The sequence below is a fragment of the Corallococcus macrosporus genome, from assembly GCF_017302985.1.
GTDB classification, from domain to species: Bacteria; Myxococcota; Myxococcia; order Myxococcales; family Myxococcaceae; genus Corallococcus; species Corallococcus macrosporus_A.
In genome coordinates this window covers 303,589-323,528 of record NZ_JAFIMU010000006.1, presented here as the reverse complement: position 1 = coordinate 323,528, position 19,940 = coordinate 303,589, and the positions used below count along the sequence as shown (strand labels likewise).

General features: G+C 70.4%; 19 protein-coding genes. 8 read left to right on the top strand and 11 right to left on the bottom strand.

All coding sequences use genetic code 11. The features are described from left to right. Nucleotides 1-27 precede the first annotated feature (27 nt). The 8 genes from allB to JYK02_RS11045 all read right to left on the bottom strand — a co-directional run bounded on the left by allB (nt 28) and on the right by JYK02_RS11045 (nt 9,146). Entirely contained in the window at nt 28-1,374 is a 1,347-nt protein-coding gene (gene allB / locus JYK02_RS11080) for an allantoinase AllB (protein WP_207050892.1), read from the bottom strand. Continuing rightward, on the bottom strand, nt 1,371-2,813 hold the full coding sequence (locus JYK02_RS11075; protein WP_207050891.1) for an NAD(P)-binding domain-containing protein: 1,443 nt from the start codon (nt 2,811-2,813) through the stop codon (nt 1,371-1,373). The genes allB and JYK02_RS11075 overlap by 4 nt, the downstream gene beginning before the upstream one ends. Before the next feature lie 77 nt (nt 2,814-2,890). Beyond that, the gene (locus JYK02_RS11070) at nt 2,891-3,664 is read right to left on the bottom strand and encodes a hypothetical protein (RefSeq protein WP_242588648.1); all 774 of its coding nucleotides are present in this window, start codon (nt 3,662-3,664) and stop codon (nt 2,891-2,893) included. Continuing rightward, on the bottom strand, nt 3,661-4,791 hold the full coding sequence (locus JYK02_RS11065) for a hypothetical protein (protein WP_207050890.1): 1,131 nt from the start codon (nt 4,789-4,791) through the stop codon (nt 3,661-3,663). The genes JYK02_RS11070 and JYK02_RS11065 overlap by 4 nt, the downstream gene beginning before the upstream one ends. Nucleotides 4,792-4,823: 32 nt before the next feature. Further along, nucleotides 4,824-5,924: a hypothetical protein gene (locus tag JYK02_RS11060; protein ID WP_207050889.1), complete on the bottom strand. Its 1,101-nt coding sequence runs from the start codon at nt 5,922-5,924 to the stop codon at nt 4,824-4,826. After that, nucleotides 5,921-7,162, bottom strand: coding sequence for a glycosyltransferase (locus JYK02_RS11055; protein WP_207050888.1), 1,242 nt, complete (start codon nt 7,160-7,162; stop codon nt 5,921-5,923). The genes JYK02_RS11060 and JYK02_RS11055 overlap by 4 nt, the downstream gene beginning before the upstream one ends. A gap of 199 nt (nt 7,163-7,361) precedes the next feature. Beyond that, the gene (locus JYK02_RS11050) at nt 7,362-7,874 is read right to left on the bottom strand and encodes a hypothetical protein (RefSeq protein WP_207050887.1); all 513 of its coding nucleotides are present in this window, start codon (nt 7,872-7,874) and stop codon (nt 7,362-7,364) included. 66 nt (nt 7,875-7,940) lie between these two features. Continuing rightward, a complete protein-coding gene (locus tag JYK02_RS11045) occupies nt 7,941-9,146 on the bottom strand; it encodes a phosphatase domain-containing protein (RefSeq protein ID WP_207050886.1) in 1,206 nt (401 codons plus the stop codon). Nucleotides 9,147-9,248: 102 nt separating this feature from the next. Between JYK02_RS11045 and JYK02_RS11040 the strand changes: the two genes are divergently transcribed. Next, on the top strand, nt 9,249-10,031 hold the full coding sequence (locus tag JYK02_RS11040; RefSeq protein ID WP_207050885.1) for a 4'-phosphopantetheinyl transferase family protein: 783 nt from the start codon (nt 9,249-9,251) through the stop codon (nt 10,029-10,031). 14 nt (nt 10,032-10,045) lie between these two features. Here JYK02_RS11040 and JYK02_RS11035 read toward each other — a convergent pair whose 3' ends face one another. Both JYK02_RS11035 and JYK02_RS11030 read right to left on the bottom strand, forming a co-directional pair. Beyond that, nucleotides 10,046-10,798: a hypothetical protein gene (locus tag JYK02_RS11035; RefSeq protein WP_207050884.1), complete on the bottom strand. Its 753-nt coding sequence runs from the start codon at nt 10,796-10,798 to the stop codon at nt 10,046-10,048. A gap of 24 nt (nt 10,799-10,822) precedes the next feature. After that, complete coding sequence (locus JYK02_RS11030; RefSeq protein WP_207050883.1) at nt 10,823-11,434, bottom strand: LysE family translocator; 612 nt, start codon at nt 11,432-11,434, stop codon at nt 10,823-10,825. 122 nt (nt 11,435-11,556) lie between these two features. Between JYK02_RS11030 and JYK02_RS11025 the strand changes: the two genes are divergently transcribed. Next, nucleotides 11,557-12,009 (top strand): Lrp/AsnC family transcriptional regulator, encoded by a 453-nt coding sequence (locus tag JYK02_RS11025; RefSeq protein ID WP_207050882.1) that lies wholly within the window; start codon nt 11,557-11,559, stop codon nt 12,007-12,009. Between the two features lie 18 nt (nt 12,010-12,027). Here JYK02_RS11025 and JYK02_RS11020 read toward each other — a convergent pair whose 3' ends face one another. Next, on the bottom strand, nt 12,028-12,801 hold the full coding sequence (locus JYK02_RS11020; RefSeq protein WP_207050881.1) for a thioesterase II family protein: 774 nt from the start codon (nt 12,799-12,801) through the stop codon (nt 12,028-12,030). Nucleotides 12,802-13,035: 234 nt separating this feature from the next. Between JYK02_RS11020 and cysD the strand changes: the two genes are divergently transcribed. The 6 genes from cysD to JYK02_RS10990 all read left to right on the top strand — a co-directional run bounded on the left by cysD (nt 13,036) and on the right by JYK02_RS10990 (nt 19,932). After that, complete coding sequence (cysD, locus tag JYK02_RS11015) at nt 13,036-13,941, top strand: sulfate adenylyltransferase subunit CysD (protein ID WP_207050880.1); 906 nt, start codon at nt 13,036-13,038, stop codon at nt 13,939-13,941. Beyond that, nucleotides 13,941-15,206: a GTP-binding protein gene (locus JYK02_RS11010; RefSeq protein ID WP_207050879.1), complete on the top strand. Its 1,266-nt coding sequence runs from the start codon at nt 13,941-13,943 to the stop codon at nt 15,204-15,206. Before cysD ends, JYK02_RS11010 begins: the two co-directional genes overlap by 1 nt. A 9-nt stretch (nt 15,207-15,215) precedes the next feature. After that, nucleotides 15,216-15,776: an adenylyl-sulfate kinase gene (gene cysC / locus JYK02_RS11005; RefSeq protein WP_207050878.1), complete on the top strand. Its 561-nt coding sequence runs from the start codon at nt 15,216-15,218 to the stop codon at nt 15,774-15,776. 128 nt (nt 15,777-15,904) lie between these two features. Further along, nucleotides 15,905-16,975, top strand: coding sequence for a 4-hydroxyphenylpyruvate dioxygenase (gene hppD / locus JYK02_RS11000; RefSeq protein ID WP_207050877.1), 1,071 nt, complete (start codon nt 15,905-15,907; stop codon nt 16,973-16,975). Then, nucleotides 16,972-18,072 carry an alpha-hydroxy-acid oxidizing protein gene (locus JYK02_RS10995; protein ID WP_207050876.1) on the top strand — a complete coding sequence of 367 codons (1,101 nt, stop codon included), beginning with the start codon at nt 16,972-16,974 and terminating at the stop codon, nt 18,070-18,072. The genes hppD and JYK02_RS10995 overlap by 4 nt, the downstream gene beginning before the upstream one ends. Before the next feature lie 72 nt (nt 18,073-18,144). Next, on the top strand, nt 18,145-19,932 hold the full coding sequence (locus JYK02_RS10990) for an ATP-binding protein (protein WP_207051095.1): 1,788 nt from the start codon (nt 18,145-18,147) through the stop codon (nt 19,930-19,932). Nucleotides 19,933-19,940 lie beyond the last annotated feature (8 nt).

Sequence of the window (19,940 nt, the reverse complement as noted above, 5' to 3'; positions counted from 1 at the left end):
GGTTGTCCTCTCCCGGACCGCCGGGGTTCAGCCGCGCGGCAGCCACTGGCCGATGCGCGGGCCCGTCAGTCCCTCGGTGGCGTCGAAGATACGCTGGCCGCGCAGGTATGTCCTCAACACCCGGCCTTCCAGCTCGCGTCCCGCGTAGGGCGTCAGCCGGTGCCGGTGGCGGATGTCCTCCGGGGCCACCTTGAAGCGCGCCTCCGGGGCGAAGACGACGAAGTCCGCGTCCAGCCCAGGCCGGATGGCCCCTTTGCGTCCCGACAGCCCAGCCAGCTTCGCGGTGCGGTGCGCCATGCGGTCCACCAGCGCGTCCAGGCCCAGGCCGTGGGCGCGCATGCCCGTCCACACCGCGGACACGCTGAGCTGCAGGCCGGCGATGCCGCCCCACGCACCGGAGAAGTCCCCGGCCTCCAGCTTCTTGAGCGCGGGCGTGCAGGGCGAGTGGTCCGACACCACCAGGTCGATGAGGCCGCTCTTCACCGCGGCCCACAGCAGTTCCCGATTCGCCGCCTCGCGGATGGGCGGGGCGCACTTGAAGTGCGTCGCGCCGGCTTCAATCTCCTCCGCGGTGAAGGTGAGGTAGTGCGGACAGGTCTCCACCGTGAAGGGCAGCCCCTCCGCCTTCGCCTTCGCGATGTCGTCCAGCGCGTCCGCCGCGGACAGGTGGACGATGTGCACGGGGCCGCGGTGCTTGCGGCACAGGTCGATCATCATCCGGATGGCGTCCACCTCCCACGCGGCCGGACGGGACGCCAGGTAGCTGGCGTACGCGCGCACGTCGCCCGCGAAGGGCGGCTCGTGGTCCGTCAGCTCCGCGTGGACCAGCAGCGGCACGCCCGCCTTCGCGAGGATGGGCATGGCCCGGTCCAGCACCTCGCGCGTGGCGGCGGGGAACTCGTCCACGCCCGAGTGCACGAGGAAGCACTTGAAGCCCGGCGCGCCCGCGTCGACCATCGCCTGGAGCTCGTCCGCGTTGCCGGGGATGACGCCGCCCCACAGGCCGTAGTCGATGGCGCACTGGCCCGACGCGGCCTCCGCCTTGGTGCGCAGCGCGGCCAGGGACGTGGTGGCCGGGATGGAGTTGAGCGGCATGTCCACCACGGTGGTGATGCCGCCCGCCGCCGCCGCGGCCGTCGCGGTGGCGAAGCCCTCCCAATCCGTGCGGCCGGGCTCGTTGATGTGCGCGTGGCTGTCCACGATGCCGGGCAGCAGCGCGTCGCGGCCCAGGTCCACCACGTTCGCGCCCTGGGGCACGTCCACCGTCGCGTGGATGCCTTCGATGCGCCCCTCGCGCACGACCACCGCCGCGGCGCGCGTGCCCTCGGGCGTCACCACGCGCTCACTGCGAAACACGGTTACAGATGCACTCACGTCTCGAACTCCGTCGTCGCGTAGTCCGCGAGCGCGCGGAAGTGGCGCTCGCTGTCGTCCAGGTAGAGCTGTTGGGTGATGCCGCCCACCAGCCGGGGCAGGCTGTACTTCATGCCGGAGATGCTGGCGCCGCCGAAGCCCAGTGAGAGCAGGCACCCGAAGGTGTAGTTGAACACGCCGTGGAGCCACGGCGCGCTGCCGGGCTGCTTCTCCTGGAACTCGAAGGAGGGGCCCAGGTACGGGTGGCGCAGGAGGTCCGCGTGGCGCTCGTTCTCCGGCGGCGTGAAGCGGTCCTTCCACAGCGCGATGTGCGGGTGCAGCTCCGCCAGCTCCGGCCGCAGCGACAGGTCCGTGGTGAAGCCGGACGCGATGATGAGGAAGTCGAACGTGTGCGTCGCGTGCGGCGTGCGCACCACGGCCTGGCCGTCCTCCTGCTTCACCTCCACCCAGGGGCTCTCCGCGTGCAGGTGGAAGTGCGGGTGGCGGCGGGCGCGCTCGAAGGTGTCGCGCGGCGGCAGTTGGCCCATCTCGATGATCTGCCGGATGAAGCGCCAGCGCTGCGCGTCCGGCAGGTCGCCGTGGTGGCGCAGGAAGCCCGCGAACTCCGCCCAGCGGTAGGGGTTCACGTTGGGCAGCTTCTTGCGGCGGTAGAACAGGTCCACCTGGCCCGCGCCGGCCTCCAGCGCTACGGAGGCGTTGTCGAACGCGGAGGCCCCCGCGCCCAGCACGCCAATGCGCTTGCCCTTCAGCGCGGCGAAGTCGATGGGGTCGTGCGTGTGCGCCCACAGCGCGCGCGGCAGCGGCTGCACCTCCGGCGGCGCGTCCCAGCGTCCCGAGCCGTCGATGCCGGTGGCCAGCACGACCTTCCGGGCGAGCAGGAACTCCGTCTCGCCGTTGTGCGCGGCGGGGACCTCGAAGCAGTCCAGGTCCGCGCGCCAGCGCAGCGCGCCCGCCTTGGTGGCGCACCGCACGGGGATGGCCAGCACGCGCCGGTACCAGAGGAGGTAGTCCGCCCACAGCTCCTTCGGGATGAGGGCCACCTGCTGGAAGCCCTCCGCGCCGTGCTGCGCCTCGTACCAGGCGCGGAAGGAGAGGTTGGGGATGTTGTAGTCCGGACCGGTGAGGTACTTGGGCGTGCGCAGGGTGATCATCCGCGCGAACGTCTTCCAGGGCCCGTGGAAGCCGTCCCTGCCGTCATCCAGCACGAGCACGTTCGTCACCCGCTCGCGCATCAGCCCGAACGCGGCGCCCAGCCCGCTCTGGCCTCCGCCGATGATGAGCACGTCCAGGATGGAGCGGCCGTCCGGCGTCGAGCGCGGGGGCACCCAGCTCCGGGCCGGGTAGGACAGGATGTCCAGGTCGCGCCGGAGGGCGTCTTCCAGCGCCTCCAGGCCCTGCGGGGGACGGTATGGCGAGGCCAGCGGATCGCGGTCGGGCATCGACCCGAAGCAACCCACGCCCGGATTCCTCATGCAAGGGGGGCCCCGGCGGCAGGGGCGGGTTCCGGACGGCGGCGTCAGCGGCGGGAGGTGGGGCCGGCCGCCTGGGGCACGCGCAGCTCGAAGCGCACGCGGGCGTTGTCCGTGCGCATCCCGGCGGGGCCTTCCAGCGTGAGCGCGTCCGCGGGCAGCACGCCCTCCCAGACGCGCTGGCCGTCCGCGTACACGGTCAGCACGTCCGCGTCGATGCGGGCGCGCAGCACGTGCGGCTCCCCTGGAACGAGCCGGTCCAATGGCTCCATGAAGCGCGGCCGCACGGTGGTGTAGCCGGTGTTGCCGCACTCGGCGCTCTCGTGGTCGTCCGGGTTGCGCTTGTAGTTGACCACGATGCCCGCGGACGGAGCGATGCGCCACATGGCGTAGATGACGTTGCAGCCATCCCGGGCGCGCAGCTTGAGGCCCACCTGTTCGCGCTGCTGACCGGACGCCAGCGGAACCACCGGGTCGGTGACGCCCAGCCAGGTGAAGCGCAGCTCCGCTTCGTCGCCCGTCGACTCCGGGACGACCGCGCGCTGGCGGGGCCCGTCGATGGCGAACCGCGTTCCGTCCTCCGCGAGGGCCACGAGCTGGCCCTCCGTGACGTTCAGCTGCCGCCGCGTGACGGGGGCCAGTCCTTCCTTTGACGACGGCGGATCCTCGCGGAGCGCGCGCGTGCTGGAGGATGCGGGAGTTTCCATGGGCTTCCTCGGGCCGTTGCAGGCGCCGTGGCTCAGGAGCAGTCCGCCTGCCCACAGCATCAAGATGACCGACGTCCCGAACGCCACCCACCGCCGTTCCCACACGTCGCTCATGGCCCCGTGCCTCCCAGCATCGAGCGGAGCGTCTCCAGGTGCGCGCCCAGGTAGGCCTGCTCCGCCTGGAGCCGCGCCAGCTCCAGCAGCAGGTAGTCACGGAAGCGGCGCACCTGGCGCGTCTGCAATTGCTCCACCTCGCGCAGCTGTCCTTGCAGGTCCGACACCAGCGCGGACACCTCGCCCAGCCGCTGCTGTTCGCTCCGCTCGGTGATGCGCAGCTCGCCCAGCAACTGGCGCACCTTGCGCGGCGCACCGTCCACCGCGTCGCGCGTCTCCTGGCGGCGGCCCTCGCGGGACTGGGCGTTGGCCCGGCCCTGCCAGAGGTGGCCCAGGTTGTAGCCCAGCGTGAGCTGCCCGAAGAGGGGCGTGTCCTGCTGGACGTCGAAGACCTCGTCGTAGCCGCCGCGCACGCTCAGCCGCCACGCGCCCGCCGTGCGCAGGCCGCCGGACAGGACCTCCACCTGATCATCCGCGGCCTCGAAGGCGCTGAGCAGCGTGCTCAGGGGCTGTCCTTCCGGCGGAGCGGGTTCGAGCGCCAGCTGCTCGCGGGCCTGGGCGGTGTCGCGCGCCAGCGAGCGCAGGTGATCCAACCGCACCTGCACCGCGTTGAGCTCCTCCAGCGTCGCGCCGCCGTCGCGCAGGTCGTCGCGCAGCTGGGCCACCAGCTCCTCCGCGCGGGGCAGGGAGGTGGCCAGCGCCCGGGCGCGTGCGTCCAGCGCCGCGGCTTCCCCCAACCGGGAGCCGTGCTCCACGGCGCTCTGGAGCGCGGCGAGCGCCTGGTAGCGCCGGCACTCGGCCTCCGCGCGCGAGCGCAGCGTGCGGCCCCGGTAGAGGCCCACGAAGTCGTAGCCCAGCCCCGCGGTGACGCGCAGCTTGGGCGAGCCCAGCGGCGTGTCGTCCGAGCCTCCCATGGCGTCGCCCGCGTTCACCGCGCCCACGCTGCCGAACACCTCCGGCGCCAGCTCCAGCGCGGCCTCCGCGCGCGAGGTTCCGCGCACGCGCTCGCAGTAGCCCTTCGCGAGGTCTGCCTGGGCTCGCACCGCCCCCGCTTCTTCCGCCGCCGGGGCCACGCCCGCCCACAACCCGAGCCCCAGCAGGGCTCCTCTCGCGAGGCTCGTCCGCATCCTCCGCTCCCTTTCCCTTTCCATGACGGGGCTCACAGCATCAGCGGGGGCCGGCCCAGGTGAAGCAGCGGCTCGCGCGCGCTGGGCGCGTCCCGAAGCTGGATCTCCACCATCACGCCCCGCAAGTGGTACTGGCGGATGGGGTGCTGCTGGGAGACCTCTCCCTCCAGCACCGGCCCCACCACGCCCACCGCGCGGCACCACAGGATCTTCAGCGCGCAGGTGTAGAGCGGGGTGCCGGTCCGGGCGTTGGCCAGGTTCTCGTAGGGCACGAAGGCCACCGTGAGGTTCTGCTCCAGCGCCTTCAGGTACGGCGAGCCGTGCACCACGAGGAGCAGCTGGTTGAAGCGGCGGATGCGGTCGTCCAGCGCGTGCACGTCCGCCTCCAGGCTCTTGCGCTGCTCCTCCGCGCGAGCCATCGCGAGCACCGACTGCGTGTACTCACGCTCCAGCAGCAGCGTGTCCGTGGTCAGGCCCTCGGCGGCGTCGTCGCGGCCCAGGCCGTTCTCCGCGGCGGTAAGGCCCTCGCTCTCGCGCCGGAGCGTGTCCAGGCGCATGTCCAGGTCCACCGTCTCCTGCGCCAGGGACAGGTTGCTCTGCGCCATCTGCGCCAGGTGGTGGTTGGTGGTGAGCACGTCCTCGCGCTCCATCAGCTTCGCGCCGTAGAGCGCGTTCGTGCGCGTGCGCGCGAGGCCGCTGAAGGCGCGGTTGGACTCGGCGATCTCCCCGCCCGCGCGCAGGTACTCCTGGCGCAGCGCGGACAGCCGCTTCGCCAGCCGGTCGCGGGAGCGCTTCTCGCCCTTCAGCGCCACGACGAAGCGCTGCTGGAAGGACCGCTCCGTGGCCACGGTGCGCTCGGCCTCGCGCAGGCGGTCGGAGGCCTCGCGCCGCTTCGCCAGCAGCCCGTCGCGCTCCGACTCCTGCTGCGCCGCCTGCGCGTTGAGCGCCAGCACGTTGGGGTCGGTGGGCGACAGGATGGTGGGCGTCACCCAGCTGCTGTTCGCCAGGAAGAAGCCCTGCACCGCGAGGAACGACATCAGGCCCAGGAGGATCAGCGCCAGCAGCACCGAGCCCATGAACTTGTAGGCGGACACCGCGACGGAGTTCAGCCGGTTGGCGACCTGTTGGTTCATGACGGGGTTCCCTCGCCTGCGGAGTTGGAGGTGAGCGGGGCGGGGGAGGGCGCCTGGGCGGGCGTCGGGCTGCCGCGCGTCTCCCAGCTCCCGGAGTCGAGCGTCAGGAGGGCCAGCGGCGTGAAGAGCGCGTACGTCACCGGCATGAGCAGCGCCATGGGCAGGAAGCTCACCGCGGGCACGCGCCGGTCCTCGGGCAGGTAGCGCGTCTCCATCCGGTAGATGAAGCCCAGGAGGCCAATCACCAGGAAGTGGAACGCGAGGATGTCCCAGAACTCGCCGTTGAGCATGTTGTGGACGATGACCACCGGGTACGCGAGCAGCAGCGCCAGCTGCGACACGTAGTGCACGGTGATGACCGGGTGCAGCCGCCACGCGTGTGACAGGCCGCAGATGAGGTCCACCAGGTTGGAGCGCCGCCACCGCAGCTGCTGGCTGAAGTAGCCCGCGAGCGTGGAGGGCGCGGCGGTGAAGCAGTACGCGTCCAGCGTGTAGACCGTCTCGTAGTCGTGCTTGACGATCTGCCGCGTGAGGAAGCGGTCCTCGCCGTACTTGATGGGGATGCCCGCGATGGCGCGCGCCTCCAGGATGGGCTCCAGCTCCAGCAGCACCGAGCGGCGGTATGCCGTCAGGCAGCCGGACAGGCACATCACCTGGCGGAACGAGCGCTCCAGGTCCTTCAGCCACTTCTGGGCGAAGTGGAACTTGATTTCAATCATCCGCGTCAGCCAGTTCTGGTGACGGTTGATGACGAAGGTGCGTCCGCCCACCGCGGCGACGTTCGGGTGCACGAAGCGGCGGATGAGCTGCCGCACGGCGCTCTTCTCCACCACCACGTCGGAGTCCACGGAGACGATGATCTCCGCGTCCTCCGCGGCGCGGACGCCCCGGTTGATGCCCTTGCGCTTGCCCATGTTCTCCGGGTTGCGCATCACCCGGACGTTGGGGTGGCCTTCCGCGGCCTTGGTGGCCCACGCGACGCTGTCGTCGCGCGAGCAGTCATCCACGACGATGATCTCCGTCAGCTCGCGGGGATAGTCCTGCTCCAGCAGCGCCCGGACGGTGTGGTAGATGCCCTGGCCTTCGTTGAACAGCGGAATGACGATGGCGACCTTCGGCCGGTAGGTGTCATCCACCCGTTCGAACCGCCGCCCCTTCAGCCGCCGCAAGAAGGGGCCGAGGAGATAGCGGTTCATCAACACGACGATGAACAGCAAATGAATGGGAAACAGTTCCATCGGCCCCGCGCGCCCCTTCACGCCCCGGAAGGGCCCCGGGAACCTCCCGGAGCCCTTCCTTCCGTCCCCTGACGGCCGCTCCACCCCTGTGAAGCGCACGGAAGGTTGGGGTGTCTCGCACGTCCCGCCAACTGTCCGGGACCGGTGGGCCGGGGGCTGTCAGGGATGCTTCATCGCGCCCTGACACCGCGGTGGCGGCTCAGATGCCGACCAGCGAGATGGTGAGCGGGAATTTGACCGGGGGACCGCTCTCCTCGACGCAGTCCATGACGTAGGAGCCTTCGAGGGTCGTCCCGAACTTGCCGTCCGCGGAGGCCTTCCCGCCCGTGCCCCCGGTGAACTCCATCATGAAGTAGCACCCCGACGTCTCGTCCCTCAGCTCCTCGGGAAGGGGGTGGCCACACGTGCCCGGGTTCACCGTGAAGGTGGAGCCGCCCGACATGGTCGCGGAGAGGTCGCAGTCCCAGAACATGATCTCCAGGTTCATGCGGTCGGGGCTGTTCGGGTCCTCCGTCAGGGTGAGGTTGGTCGGAGCCGGATCCGGGTTGATGGGGACGCCAGGAGCGGACACCGTCATCATGACGCGGTGGGTGCCCGTGACGCTGGAGCGTGCGTCCTGGAGCGGCGCGTCGTCGTCCTGGCCCTCCGGACCACACGCGGCGCAGAAGAGAGAAAGGGCGGCTGCGGACGTCAGGGCGAAAATGCGGCGCATGGGGTGGCCTTTTTCGGGAGGGAAATGCGCGAGGGCCGCCTGGAGACGTGGTCGCCTGCCCGATATTCAAACGGTCCGCGGTCGGGGCAGGGAATTCGCCAGCGCCAGGTCCCGCGTCAGCTCCGCCTCGCGCTCCTGCCTCTGGGCGGGGGTGGTGAAGGCGATGGCCGCGAGGGACTCCGTCGCGGCGGCGGCGATGCGGTCCACGCCGTCACGGGAGATGACGCCCGCGTGGAACGCGTCCACCGCCGCGCCCACGTACGTGTCGAAGAAGAAGACGTGCTGCGCCCGCCACTCGTCACGCTTCGACTGCGGCGTCGCCACCACGTCGTGGATGAACACGGCGCGCACAGCCTGGGGCAGGGCCGCGCGCATCCTCGCGCCGAACTCCACGTCGCCCTGGCCGCTGTCGCCCACGAAGACGAAGCCGTACTCGGGGAAGAGGCGCGCGTACTGCTCGAAGTTCTCGAACTTCTTCTGCGCGATGCGCGTGTTGCCCAGGAGGTAGAAGAAGCTGCCGGACAGCATCACCGCCAGCGGCACGCCGCGCTTGCTCAGCGAGTCCAGCGTGGCGTTCTCGATGAGGCCCAGCGGATCCTGCGGTCGGGCGCTCACGAAGACGAGGTCGCCCGCGCGGCCCGGGATGATGCCCGGCCCCCGGTCCAGCTCCTGGTAGAACGCGAGCACGCCCGGGTACACCGTCTTCTTCGGGTAGCGCGGGTCCACCCAGTTGGCGAAGAACGTGTCGTCGATGTCGCTCAGGACCTTGTTCTCCCCGCTGGGGAAGGCCTGGGCCTCGCGCTGGAAGTGGGCGAGCAATTCCGTGCGCACCGCGACGTCGTCCACGTCGTCGAACACCAGCTTGTGCAGGTCGTGGTACTCGCCGCCTGCTTCCAGCAGGTTCTTGAACCCGGTCAGCTCCCGGCCCTTCAACCCGAGGAACAGGTCGCGCAGCCTTGCTTCCGCCTGTCCGCGCGTGGCGCCCTTCTGGAGCGCGGTGGCCAGCGACGCGCGCACCGGCAGGGACAGCTCCGCCGCGCGGCGCTTGCACAGGAGGTCCAGCAGCGCCGTGTGATGGTCCGGGCCCACGAGCCGGTCGTCCAGGTCCGACAGGAGCCGCACCAGGTCCACGTTGGACAGGAGGAAGTTCAGCTCCTCGCTGGTGGCGCCCTCCAGCAGATCCAGGATGCGGCGCTCGTCGTTCCGGTCCGTGTGGCCGGTCATGTCCCGGCGCAGCGCCTGGAGCTTCGTCGTCGCGGTGGACAGGTCCATGCGTTCCTCCCCCTTGCCGTTGGGACGGGCAGCCTATGCGTCCGGCATCAGGCCGGACCAGCCCCCGTGACAGGCGCGGCGGTTCCTGATTCCCTTCAGGACATGACGTCGCCCCCGCCCTCCATGCCCCTCGACCTGCGCCCCGATGAGGTCCACGTCTGGCTCGTCGAACCCGAGCGCATTGAAGACCCGCGTCTCCTGGAGGCCTACAAGGCCCTGCTGGACCCCGGCGAGCGCGAGCGGCAGCGGCGCTTCCACTTCGAGCGGCACCAGCGGCAGTACCTCGTGTCGCACGCGCTGGTGCGCCTGACGCTGTCGCGCTACGCGCCCGTCGCGCCGGAGGCCTGGCGCTTCGTCCCCAACGAGTACGGCCGTCCCGCAATCGTCGGGCCGGTGGGCCAGTGGCTGCGCTTCAACCTGAGCCACACCGACGGCATGGCCCTGGTCGCGGTGGGCCGGGACGTGGACCTGGGCGCGGACATCGAGGACGCGGAGCGGCCCGGCGAGACGGTGGAGATCGCCGACCACTACTTCGCGAAGACGGAGGTGCAGGCCCTGCGCGCATTGCCGAAGGAGCTCCAGCGCGCGCGCTTCTTCGAGTACTGGACCCTGAAGGAGGCCTACATCAAGGCGCGCGGCGCGGGCCTGTCCCTGCCGTTGGATCAGTTCGCCTTCGACCTGGTGCCGGGCCAGATGCCCGGCATCGCCTTCGACCCTCGGATGAACGACCTGCCGGACGTGTGGCAGTTCATGCAGCACAAGCCGTCCGCGCGGCACCAGGCGGCGATTGCCTTCCGCAGGCCCCGGGGCGGGGCGCTCTCCGTGCGCTGGCAGCACACCGTGCCGCTCGCCGGAGACATGGCCCCGCTCATCAAGACGGCCTGAGCCGACGGCTGACGTCAGGCGCCGGGAGGGTCGTCCAGCGCCACGGTGCCCCCCGAAAGGGGGCCTGTCGTTTGGTGCAGCTCCAGGACGATGTCCGGTGCGTAGGCCGCATCAAGCGCGCGCTGGTAGCGCAGGTGGAGCGAGACATAGTCGCTCCGCTTGATGCGCAGGAGGCTCCAACCCGCCGCGGCGGCTACCAACGCGCCGAGCACGCCCAGGGCGCGCGCGGCCTGGAAGAACACGGAGGCCATGAGGGCGGCCACCGACAGCACGGCGATCAACCAGCCCGTGCGGAGCGACTTCCCCAGCCGGTGGTACCTCGCCAGTTCTTCGGAAGAGAGGGCCCGCGCTGCCTCCTCATGGGCGCGCTGCTCCTCTTCGGGGCCCTCCATCCGGTTGAGGTGGACACGGACGCGATACCAGGAGGGCTCGACCTGGAACCGGTCCCCGGCGGACGTGATCTGCGGGCGCGGATTGCGAAAGTCCTCGCACCCACCGGCCATCGCGGTTCCCGAGCCAAGGTGGAGTCCCAGTTCGTTCCCGACCGTGTCGAACCGCTGCCCGGGCGCTGGGACGAACGGCTCATCGACGTGGATCTGGAGGATGTAGCCGCCATCCGCGCTGGTGTCGATGGCGAGCACCTCACCGCGCGCGGCGCTCGCTTCCAACGCCTTTCCCTCGATGGAACGCTCCGCGGAGGGGAGTCCGGCGTCCCAGAGCCCCACGCAGGCGATGTCCGTCCCCGCGTGGATGCGGTGTTGAGCCATGCGCTGGACTATCGCGCATCCTGGTCAGCGCTGCGCCAAACGCTCAATGAGCATGAGCGTGCCGATGACGGTCATGGCAACCCCTGAGGTGCGGGTGACGGCGCGCGCAACGACAGGTCTCGCTTTCAGGACGGCGCGCGCGGCAACACCCACACAGAGGTAGACCGCTCCGCAACTGAGCGTGTGCACCAGTCCCAGCACGGCCATCTGGCGCGAGAGGGACCAGTTCCCGTCTGGGATCGTGAACTGCGGAAGCAGTGCAAGAAACAGAAGGAACACCTTGGGGTTGGTGCCACTGACGCCGGCGCCTTTGAGCAATCGAGCCCACCAGGGAGCACTCGGCGGAGCGTCCTTGGACTCCTCGGGGATGCCCGGGCTCTTCAGTGCCGCGAGCCCCAACCGCACAAGGTACGCGGCACCGACCATTGTCAGGACGGTGAGGACGACGGGGTACTCCGACACGACCGTCCCCACGCCCGCAGCCACGATGAGTGTCATTCCGAAGTGGCCGAGCATGAGCCCTCCCACCGCTGGCGCGACCGAGCGGTCACGGAGGCCGGCGGTGATCGCGAAGGCCCAGTCCGCCCCCGGGGTGATGACGAACAGGAGCGACACACCCCAGAATGCGACGATCAAACTCGCAGGCAACGCAGCATCTCCTTGAAGATCGTTTCTTGAAGGAAGAATGCGCTGGAGGGGGCCGAAGATTCTTCCAATGTTGACCCGTAGAAGTCCGGTGCCGAGGTAGATTCCACCTCATGGACGCCATGGATCGGAAGATTCTTGCTCAGCTCCAGAAGGACGGTCGCCTGAGCATCACGGAGCTGGCCGCTCGGGTGCACCTGAGTGTCTCCCCGTGTCATCGCCGGGTGCGGGCGCTGGAGCGGAGTGGCGCGATCCGCGGCTACCTTGCCCTGGTCGACCCCGCTGCGGTCGGCCTGACATTCGAGACGCTCGTCTTCGTGACCATGCAGCGGGGTGACGCCGATACAGTGGCCCGCTTCGAGCGGGCCATCGCGAGCATTCCGCACGTGCTTCAGGCCGAGCGGCTCTTCGGCGACCCCGACTACCTCCTGCGCATCGTGACGGCCGATCTGCCCGCATTCCAGAAGCTGTACGACGAGCGCCTTGGCGCCCTACCTGGCGTCCAACGAATGCGTTCCACCTTGGTGATGAAGCACGTCGCCCGCGACCGCCAGGTGCCACTCTGACCGCGGGGTGGGGGCGGACTAGGTCGCGGCCGTCATCCAGCGCGTCAGGTCCTCACGCACCGCCGCCAGCACCTGCGGCCCGTGCGAGCGGATGAAGAAGTGGCCGCCGTCGAAGTGCCGGATGCGCACGTCGGCGGTGGACTCCGCGCGCCAGTGCTCCATCAGGTCCAGGCCCACGTGCTTGTCCCCCTTGCCCGCGTACACGGACAGCGGGAGGTCCAGCGGGGCCGTGTGCTGGCCGTTCTCCGTCCAGGCCAGCCCGAAGTCCGCGCGCAGCGTGGGGAGGATGAGCTCCAGCAGCTCCTTGTGCTGGAGGACCTCCTCCGGCGTGCCGTCGTACTCGCGCAGCTTCGCGATGAAGCCCGCATCATCCAGCGTGTGGATGGGCTCCCGCTCGTTGTGCGACGGCGGAGGCGCCGCAGCGGCAATGAAGCCCAGCGGCTTCGGGCCGCCCTGGCGCTTCAGCGTGCGGGCCACCTCCAGGCCGATGCGCGCCCCCATGCTGTAACCGAACAGCGCGAAGGGCCGGTCCATCAGCGGCGTCAGCGCCGGCATCAGCACGTCCAGCAGCTCCGGCAGCGACTTGATGGCGGGCTCCATCAGGCGCCGCTCGCGGCCGGGCAACTGCACCGCGCACAGCTCCACCCCCGTGGGCAGCGCCATGCTCCACGGCGTGTAGATGGCCGCGCTGCCGCCGGCGAAGGGCAGGCAGAACAGGCGCAGGCGCGGCTCCGGAAGCGGCTTGCGGGAGGGGAACCAGCGATCGAGGACGGGAGAGGAGGCGCTTGCCATGGCGCGGCCGTCTATACCATGCGCCCCCCGCGTGGAACGTCCTCCCGCACGCCGCGTGAGGCCTCGCGACTCACACCGGCAGTGGATCCGTGAAACATCCTTCCTGTCAGGTCGGACGGCCATGTTTCACCGCCCCCTCCCGCATGTCGCATCCCGCATGTGTCACGGCGGGAGACCCGGAAACTTTCACGGCCACGGTTGGGCGCGGGGAGGGTTGTGGTAGCTTGCCTGGCCGTGAGCTACGAGCTTTCACATCTTGAGGCGCTGGAAGCCGAGTCCATCTTCATCATCCGGGAAGTGGCGGCGGAGCTGGACCGGCCGGTGCTGCTCTTCTCCGGTGGCAAGGACTCCGCGGTGATGTTGCACCTGGCGGTGAAGGCCTTCTGGCCGGCGCCGCTGCCCTTTCCGCTGATGCACGTGGACACGGGGCACAACTTCCCGGAGGTCATCCAGTATCGCGATGAGCGGGTGGCGGAGCTGGGCGCGCGGCTCATCGTCGCGTCCGTGCAGGAGGCCATCGACGCGGGCAAGGTGACGGAGGAGAAGGGTCCTCGCGCGTCCCGCAACCGCCTGCAGACGCAGCCGCTGCTGGAGGCCATCGAGAAGAACGGCTTCAACGCCGTCTTCGGCGGCGCCCGGCGCGACGAGGAGAAGGCCCGCGCGAAGGAGCGCGTGTATTCCTTCCGCGACGAGTTCGGCCAGTGGGACCCGAAGAACCAGCGGCCGGAGCTGTGGGCGCTCTACAACGGCCGCCACCGCCGGGGTGAGCACCTGCGCGTGTTCCCCCTGTCCAACTGGACCGAGCTGGACATCTGGCAGTACATCGGCCGGGAGAACGTGGCGCTGCCGTCCATCTACTACACGCACAAGCGTGAGGTGTTCCGCCGGGACGGGATGCTGATGGCCTGGTCGCCCTTCATGGCCATGATCCCCGGTGAGACGGTGACGACGGAGACGGTGCGCTTCCGCACGGTGGGCGACATGACGTGCACCGCGTGCGTGCCGTCCACCGCGTCCACCGTGGAGGAGGTCATCGCGGAGGTGACGGCCTCCCGCGTGACGGAGCGTGGCGCCAGCCGCGCGGACGACAAGTTCTCTGAGACGGCGATGGAAGACCGCAAGCGCGAGGGATACTTCTAGTGGAACTGCTGAGATTCGCGACCGCGGGCTCCGTGGATGACGGCAAGAGCACCCTCATCGGGCGGCTGTTGTACGACACGAAGTCCATCCTCGAGGACCAGCTCGCCGCGGTGGAGCGCACGAGCCACGCCCGGGGCGACGAGTACGTCAACCTGGCGCTGCTGCTGGACGGCCTGAAGGCCGAGCGCGAGCAGGGCATCACCATCGACGTGGCGTACCGCTACTTCTCCACGGCGAAGCGCAAGTTCATCATCGCGGACACGCCCGGACACCTGCAGTACACGCGCAACATGGTGACGGGCGCGTCCACGGCGGACCTGGCGCTCATCCTGGTGGACGCGCGCAAGGGCGTGCTGGAGCAGACGCGCCGCCACGCGTTCATCGCGTCGCTCTTGCGCGTGCCGCACCTGGTGCTGTGCGTGAACAAGATGGACCTGGTGGACTACGACCAGGGCGTCTTCGACCGCATCCGGGAGGAGTTCCGCCAGTTCTCCATGAAGCTGGACGTGTCCGACCTGTCGTTCATCCCCATCTCCGCGCTGGGCGGGGACAACGTGGTGACGCGCTCGGAGAAGATGCCCTGGTACCAGGGCCCCACGCTCCTGCACCACCTGGAGAACGTGCACATCGCGTCCGACCGCGACCTCATCCACCTGCGCTTCCCCGTGCAGGGAGTCATCCGGCCCGCGTCCGCGAAGAAGTTCCACGACTACCGCGCGTACTCCGGGCAGCTCCTGGGCGGCGTGATGCGCCCGGGCGACGAGGTGATGGTGATGCCCTCCGGCTTCACCACGCGCATCAAGTCGCTGGAGCTGGCCGGCAAGCCGCTGAAGGAAGCGTTCCCGCCCATGTCGGTGAACGTGTCGCTGGAGGAGGAGCTGGACATCAGCCGCGGCGACATGCTGTGCCGCCCGGGCAACCCGCCCACCGCGAGCCAGGACATCGACGCGATGGTGTGCTGGCTGTCGGACTCGACACAGCTCAACAGCGGGTCGCGGCTGGCCATCAAGCACACCACGCGCATGGCGCGCGCCATGGTGAAGGAGCTGCACTACCGGCTGGACGTCAACACGCTGCACCGCGACGAGCAGAGCCCGGGCCTGAAGCTCAACGAGGTGGGCCGGGTGACGCTGCGCACGACGGTGCCGCTCTTCTTCGACGAGTACCGGCGCAACCGCAGCACCGGCAGCTTCATCCTCATCGACGAAGGCACCAACGCCACCGTGGGCGCGGGGATGATCAACGGCCCCGCCGTGGACAGATAGGGAATGGCGATGCAACAGCGTCCGGGCTTCATCCTCTGGTTCACCGGCATGTCCGGCGCGGGCAAGAGCACGCTGTCCACCGCGGTGGCCAGGCAGCTGTCGCCCGTGCAGCGCGTGGAGCTGCTCGACGGGGACGAGGTGCGCACGTACCTCTCCCGCGGCCTGGGCTTCAGCCGCGCGGACCGCGAGGAGAACGTCCGGCGCATCGGCTACGTGGCGCGTGTGCTGGCCAAGCACGAGGTGGGCGTCATCACCGCGGCCATCTCGCCGTACAAGAGCTCCCGGGACGAGGTGCGCGCCCTGGCCACCCAGGCCGGCATCCCGTTCCTGGAGGTCTACGTCCAGGCCAGCCTGGACGCGCTCATCGCCCGTGACGTGAAGGGCCTCTACAAGAAGGCCCTGGCCGGGGAGATCCCGCACTTCACCGGCGTGTCGGACCCGTACGAGCCGCCCGAGTCCCCGGAAATCACCGTCCGCTCCGACGCGGAGACGGTGGAGGCGGGGCTGGAGCGCATCCTCGACACGCTGAGGGACCGGGGCCTCCTGGCTCCCGCCGCGAGCGCCGCCTAGCTCGCCGTCCGGCCGTCCCCGGACGCAGCTCCGGAAAGTCCACGGGGGGTGAAGAAAGGGGGATCCCGTCGTCCCCTGAATCATTTATCATCCAACGAATTTCGACTTTACCGGAACGGGCCCAAGTCATGTTTTTCGAGGATATCGAGTACGTCGAGCTGTGCGTCGCCGACGTCTCGAGCGCAGCGGGCTTCTATTCGGACCGCATGGGCTTCCGCCGCGTCGCGGAAGGGGGCCCGGAGACGGGGCTCGTGGACAGGCGCTCCGTGCTGTTGCAGCAGGGCACGCTGCGGCTGCTGCTCACGCAGGGGCTGACCCCGGACCACCCGGCCTCGGGCTTCGTGGAGCGGCACGGCGACGGCGTGCGGGACATCGCGCTGCGCACGCGTGACGCGGTGGGCGCCTTCGGGCACGTCACCCAGCGCGGTGCCCGGCCGCTGCGCGAGCCGGTGAAGGGGTTGGACGGCGAGGGGCGGTCCATGCTCCAGGCCACCGTGGCGACGGTGGGGGACCTGGTGCACTCGTTCCTCCAGTCCGACGCGGCGGTGGGTGCGTTCGTGCCGCCGGGCCTGGTGCCGTGCGAGTCCGTGGTGTCGGTGACGCCGGAGCCGTTCGCCGGGTTGGATCACCTGGCCATCTGCCTGGAGCCGGGCACGCTGGACGCGACGGTGCGCTTCTACCAGCACGTCTTCGGCTTCCATCAGTCCCACGAGGAGATCGTCCACACGCGCAAGAGCGGGATGAACTCCAAGGTGGTGCAGAGCCCGTCCACGCGCATCATCCTGCCGCTCCAGGAGCCGCTGTCCGCGGAGAACCCCGGGCAGATTGGCGAGTTCCTGCGCCGCAACGGCGGCCCGGGCGTGCAGCACATCGCGCTGCTCACGACGGACATCGTGGTGGCGGTGCGCGAGCTGCGGCGGCACACGCAGTTCCTGGAGATTCCGGCGCCGTACTACGAGCGGTTGGAGGCGCGGCTGGGCGCGCTGGACTTTGACCTGGAGCCCCTGCGGGAGCTGGGCATCCTGGTGGACCGCGACGCGTGGGGCACGCTGCTGCAGACGTTCACCCGCTCGGAGCACCCGAAGCAGACGCTGTTCTTCGAGGTCATCCAGCGCCAGCAGGCCCGCGGCTTCGGCGGCGCCAACATCCGCGCCCTCTTCGAGGCGGTGGAGCGCGACTACGCCCGGGCGCAGGCGTGACCGGCCCCGCCGCGCGCCCCCTCTGCCTGGACGAGTACGAACACCAGGCCCGCGCGCGGCTGCCCGCGGACGTCTTCGACTACGTGTTCGGCGGGAGCGACGACGAGTGCTCCCTGCGTGACAGCCGGAAGGCCTTCGACGCGTGGTGGCTGCGCCCCAGCGTGCTGGTGGACGTGGCCCGCTGCGACACCACCGTGGAGCTGCTGGGCACGCGCCTGTCGCACCCGCTGGGCGTCGCGCCCATGGCGTACCAGGCCCTGGCGCATCCGGACGGCGAGGTGGCCACCGCGAGGGCGGCCGGCGCGCTGGGCGGGCTCATGGTGGTGAGCACCATGGCCAGCCGCACGCTGGAGGACGTGGCCGCCGCCGCGACGGGGCCGCTCTGGTTCCAGGTGTACTGCTTCCGCGAGCGCGCGGTGACGACGGCGCTGATCCGCCGCGCGGAGGCCGCTGGCTACAAGGCGCTGGTGCTCACGGTGGACACGCCCCGGCTGGGCCGCCGGATGCGGGACATGCGCAGCGGCTTCGGGCTGCCGGCCCACGTGCGCGCGGCCAACTTCGACGCGGGCGTGACCGCGGCGCTGGCGGCCCGCGTCTCCGGTGAGTCCGGCATCGCGTCGCATGCGTCGCGGGACTTCGACCCCTCGCTCACGTGGGAGGCGGTGGAGTGGGTGCGCTCGGTGTCGAAGCTGCCGGTGCTCCTCAAGGGCGTGCTGACGGCGGAGGACACGGCGCGCGCGGTGGCGGCGGGCGTGGACGGCGTCATCGTGTCCAACCACGGCGGCCGGCAGTTGGACGGCGCCATCCCTCCGCTGGAGGCGCTGCCGGAGGTGGTGGCCACCGCGAAGGGCCGCTGCGAGGTGCTGGTGGACGGCGGCATCCGGCGGGGCACGGACGTGCTCAAGGCCCTGGCGCTGGGCGCGAAGGCGGTGCTCGTGGGCCGCCCGGTGTACTGGGGGCTGGCGGCGGGTGGGGAGGAGGGCGTGGGCCACCTGCTGTCGCTCCTGCGTGAGGAGCTGGCGCTGGCCCTGGCGCTCTCGGGCCGGCCTTCGCTCGCGTCGCTGGACGCGTCGGTGCTGCGGCGCAGGACCTTCTGAGTCGGCCGGGGCCGTCCGCGCCCGGGCTTTTCGGCTAGGCTGCCACCCCGGAGGGGGTCCCAGGCCGTGCCGATGCTCGTCTACAACCCAGGGCAGCCGGATGAGCTGTCCTTCCCGCTGGGGGACGCGCCCGTCACCATTGGCCGCGCGGACGACCAGGGCATCTGCATCCCCCACCGCAGCCTGTCGCGCCAGCACGCCCGCATCGAGCCGGCCGACGGGCGCTTCTTCGTCACCGACCTGCAGAGCAAGAACGGCACCTTCGTCAACGGCGTGCAGATCCGCCGCAAGGAGCTGCGCCCCGGTGACACGCTGACGCTGGGCGAGCTCGTGTTCCTGCTCACCCACGAACCCCCGCCCTCCACGGCCCCGGGCCAGGCCGGCGCTTCGGCCGGCGCGTCCGACGAGCCCCGTCCCCAGCTCACGCGCGCGCTCACCCGCGTGCCGCTGAAGACGCTGGTGCAGGCGGTGTCCGACCCGGAGCGGTCCGCGGCGGAGGCGGCCAGCACGGCCACTCGCGCCCGGGAGCGCATGCGCATCCTCCAGGAGGTGGCGAAGCTGCTGTCCGTCACGGACGACCTGGAGGCGCTGCCCGGCAAGGTGCTGGACCTGGCGTTTCAAATCCTCCGCGTGGACCGGGGCGTCATCCTGCTGCTGGACGACGCCACCGGGAAGCTGGAGCCGCGCGTGACCAAGACGGCCGAGGGCACGGCCGTGCGCGGACCCATCTACAGCCAGAACATCGTGGACTTCGTGCTGCGCAGGAGCGTGGCGGCGCTCTTCTCCGACGCGGTGAACGACCCGCGCCTGGGCGCCTCGGAGTCCGTCATCTTCAGCTCCATCCGCGCCTCCATGTGCGTGCCGCTCAAGCCCCGCGACGAGGTGCTGGGCGTGCTGTACGTGGACAACGTCTCCACGCCCCAGAGCTTCTCCGAGGACGACCTGGACTTCCTCGTCGCGTTCGCGGGGCAGGCGGCGCTCGCGCTGGAGAACGCCCGGCTCTACCGCCGCATCGAGCAGGAGACGGTGCAGCGCATGCAACTCATCATGGACGCGAAGCTGGCCTCGCTCGCGGCCATGGTGGGCGGCATGGCGCACGAGCTGCGCAACCCGCTCAACTTCATCAGCAACTTCGCCGGCCTTTCCGTGGGCCTCACGGAGGACCTGGCCGCGGTGATGGAGCCGCAGCGCGAACGGCTGACGCCGGACTCCGTGCGCGACGTGGACGAGGCGCTCGCGTGCCTGCGCACCAACGTGCAGAAGATCAACGAGCACGGCCGCCGCGCGGACGCGCTCATCCAGGGCATGCTCCAGCACGCGCGCCGCTCGCCCGGACCGCGCGAGCCGGTGGAGCTCAACGCCCTGGTCGCGGAGAGCGTCGCGCTGGGACAGGGCGGCATGCGCGGCGAGCCCCTGACCGTCCGCCTGGAGGCCGAGTACGACCCGGCCGTGGGCCGGCTGGAACTCAGCCGCGCGGAAGTGGGCCGCGTCATCATCAACGTCGTGGACAACGCGCTCTACGCCATGCGTCAGAAGCGCCAGGCCCAGGGCGCCACGTACGCGCCGGTGCTCAAGGTTCGCACCCTCGCGCGTCAGGAGCAGGTGGAGGTCCGGCTGCGCGACAACGGGCCAGGCATCCCCGCGGAGAGCGCGGCGAGAATCTTCGACCCGTTCTTCACCACGAAGCCACCGGGGCAGGGGACGGGGCTGGGGCTGTCGCTCAGCCATGACATCATCGTGCAGGGCCACCAGGGCACCTTCCGCATGGAGACGGTGCCGGGTGAGTTCACGGAGTTCGTCATCACCCTGCCCAGGCGGGGGGGACGGTCATCAATGGAGCGAGGCTCGGGAACGCGATGAAGAACCCC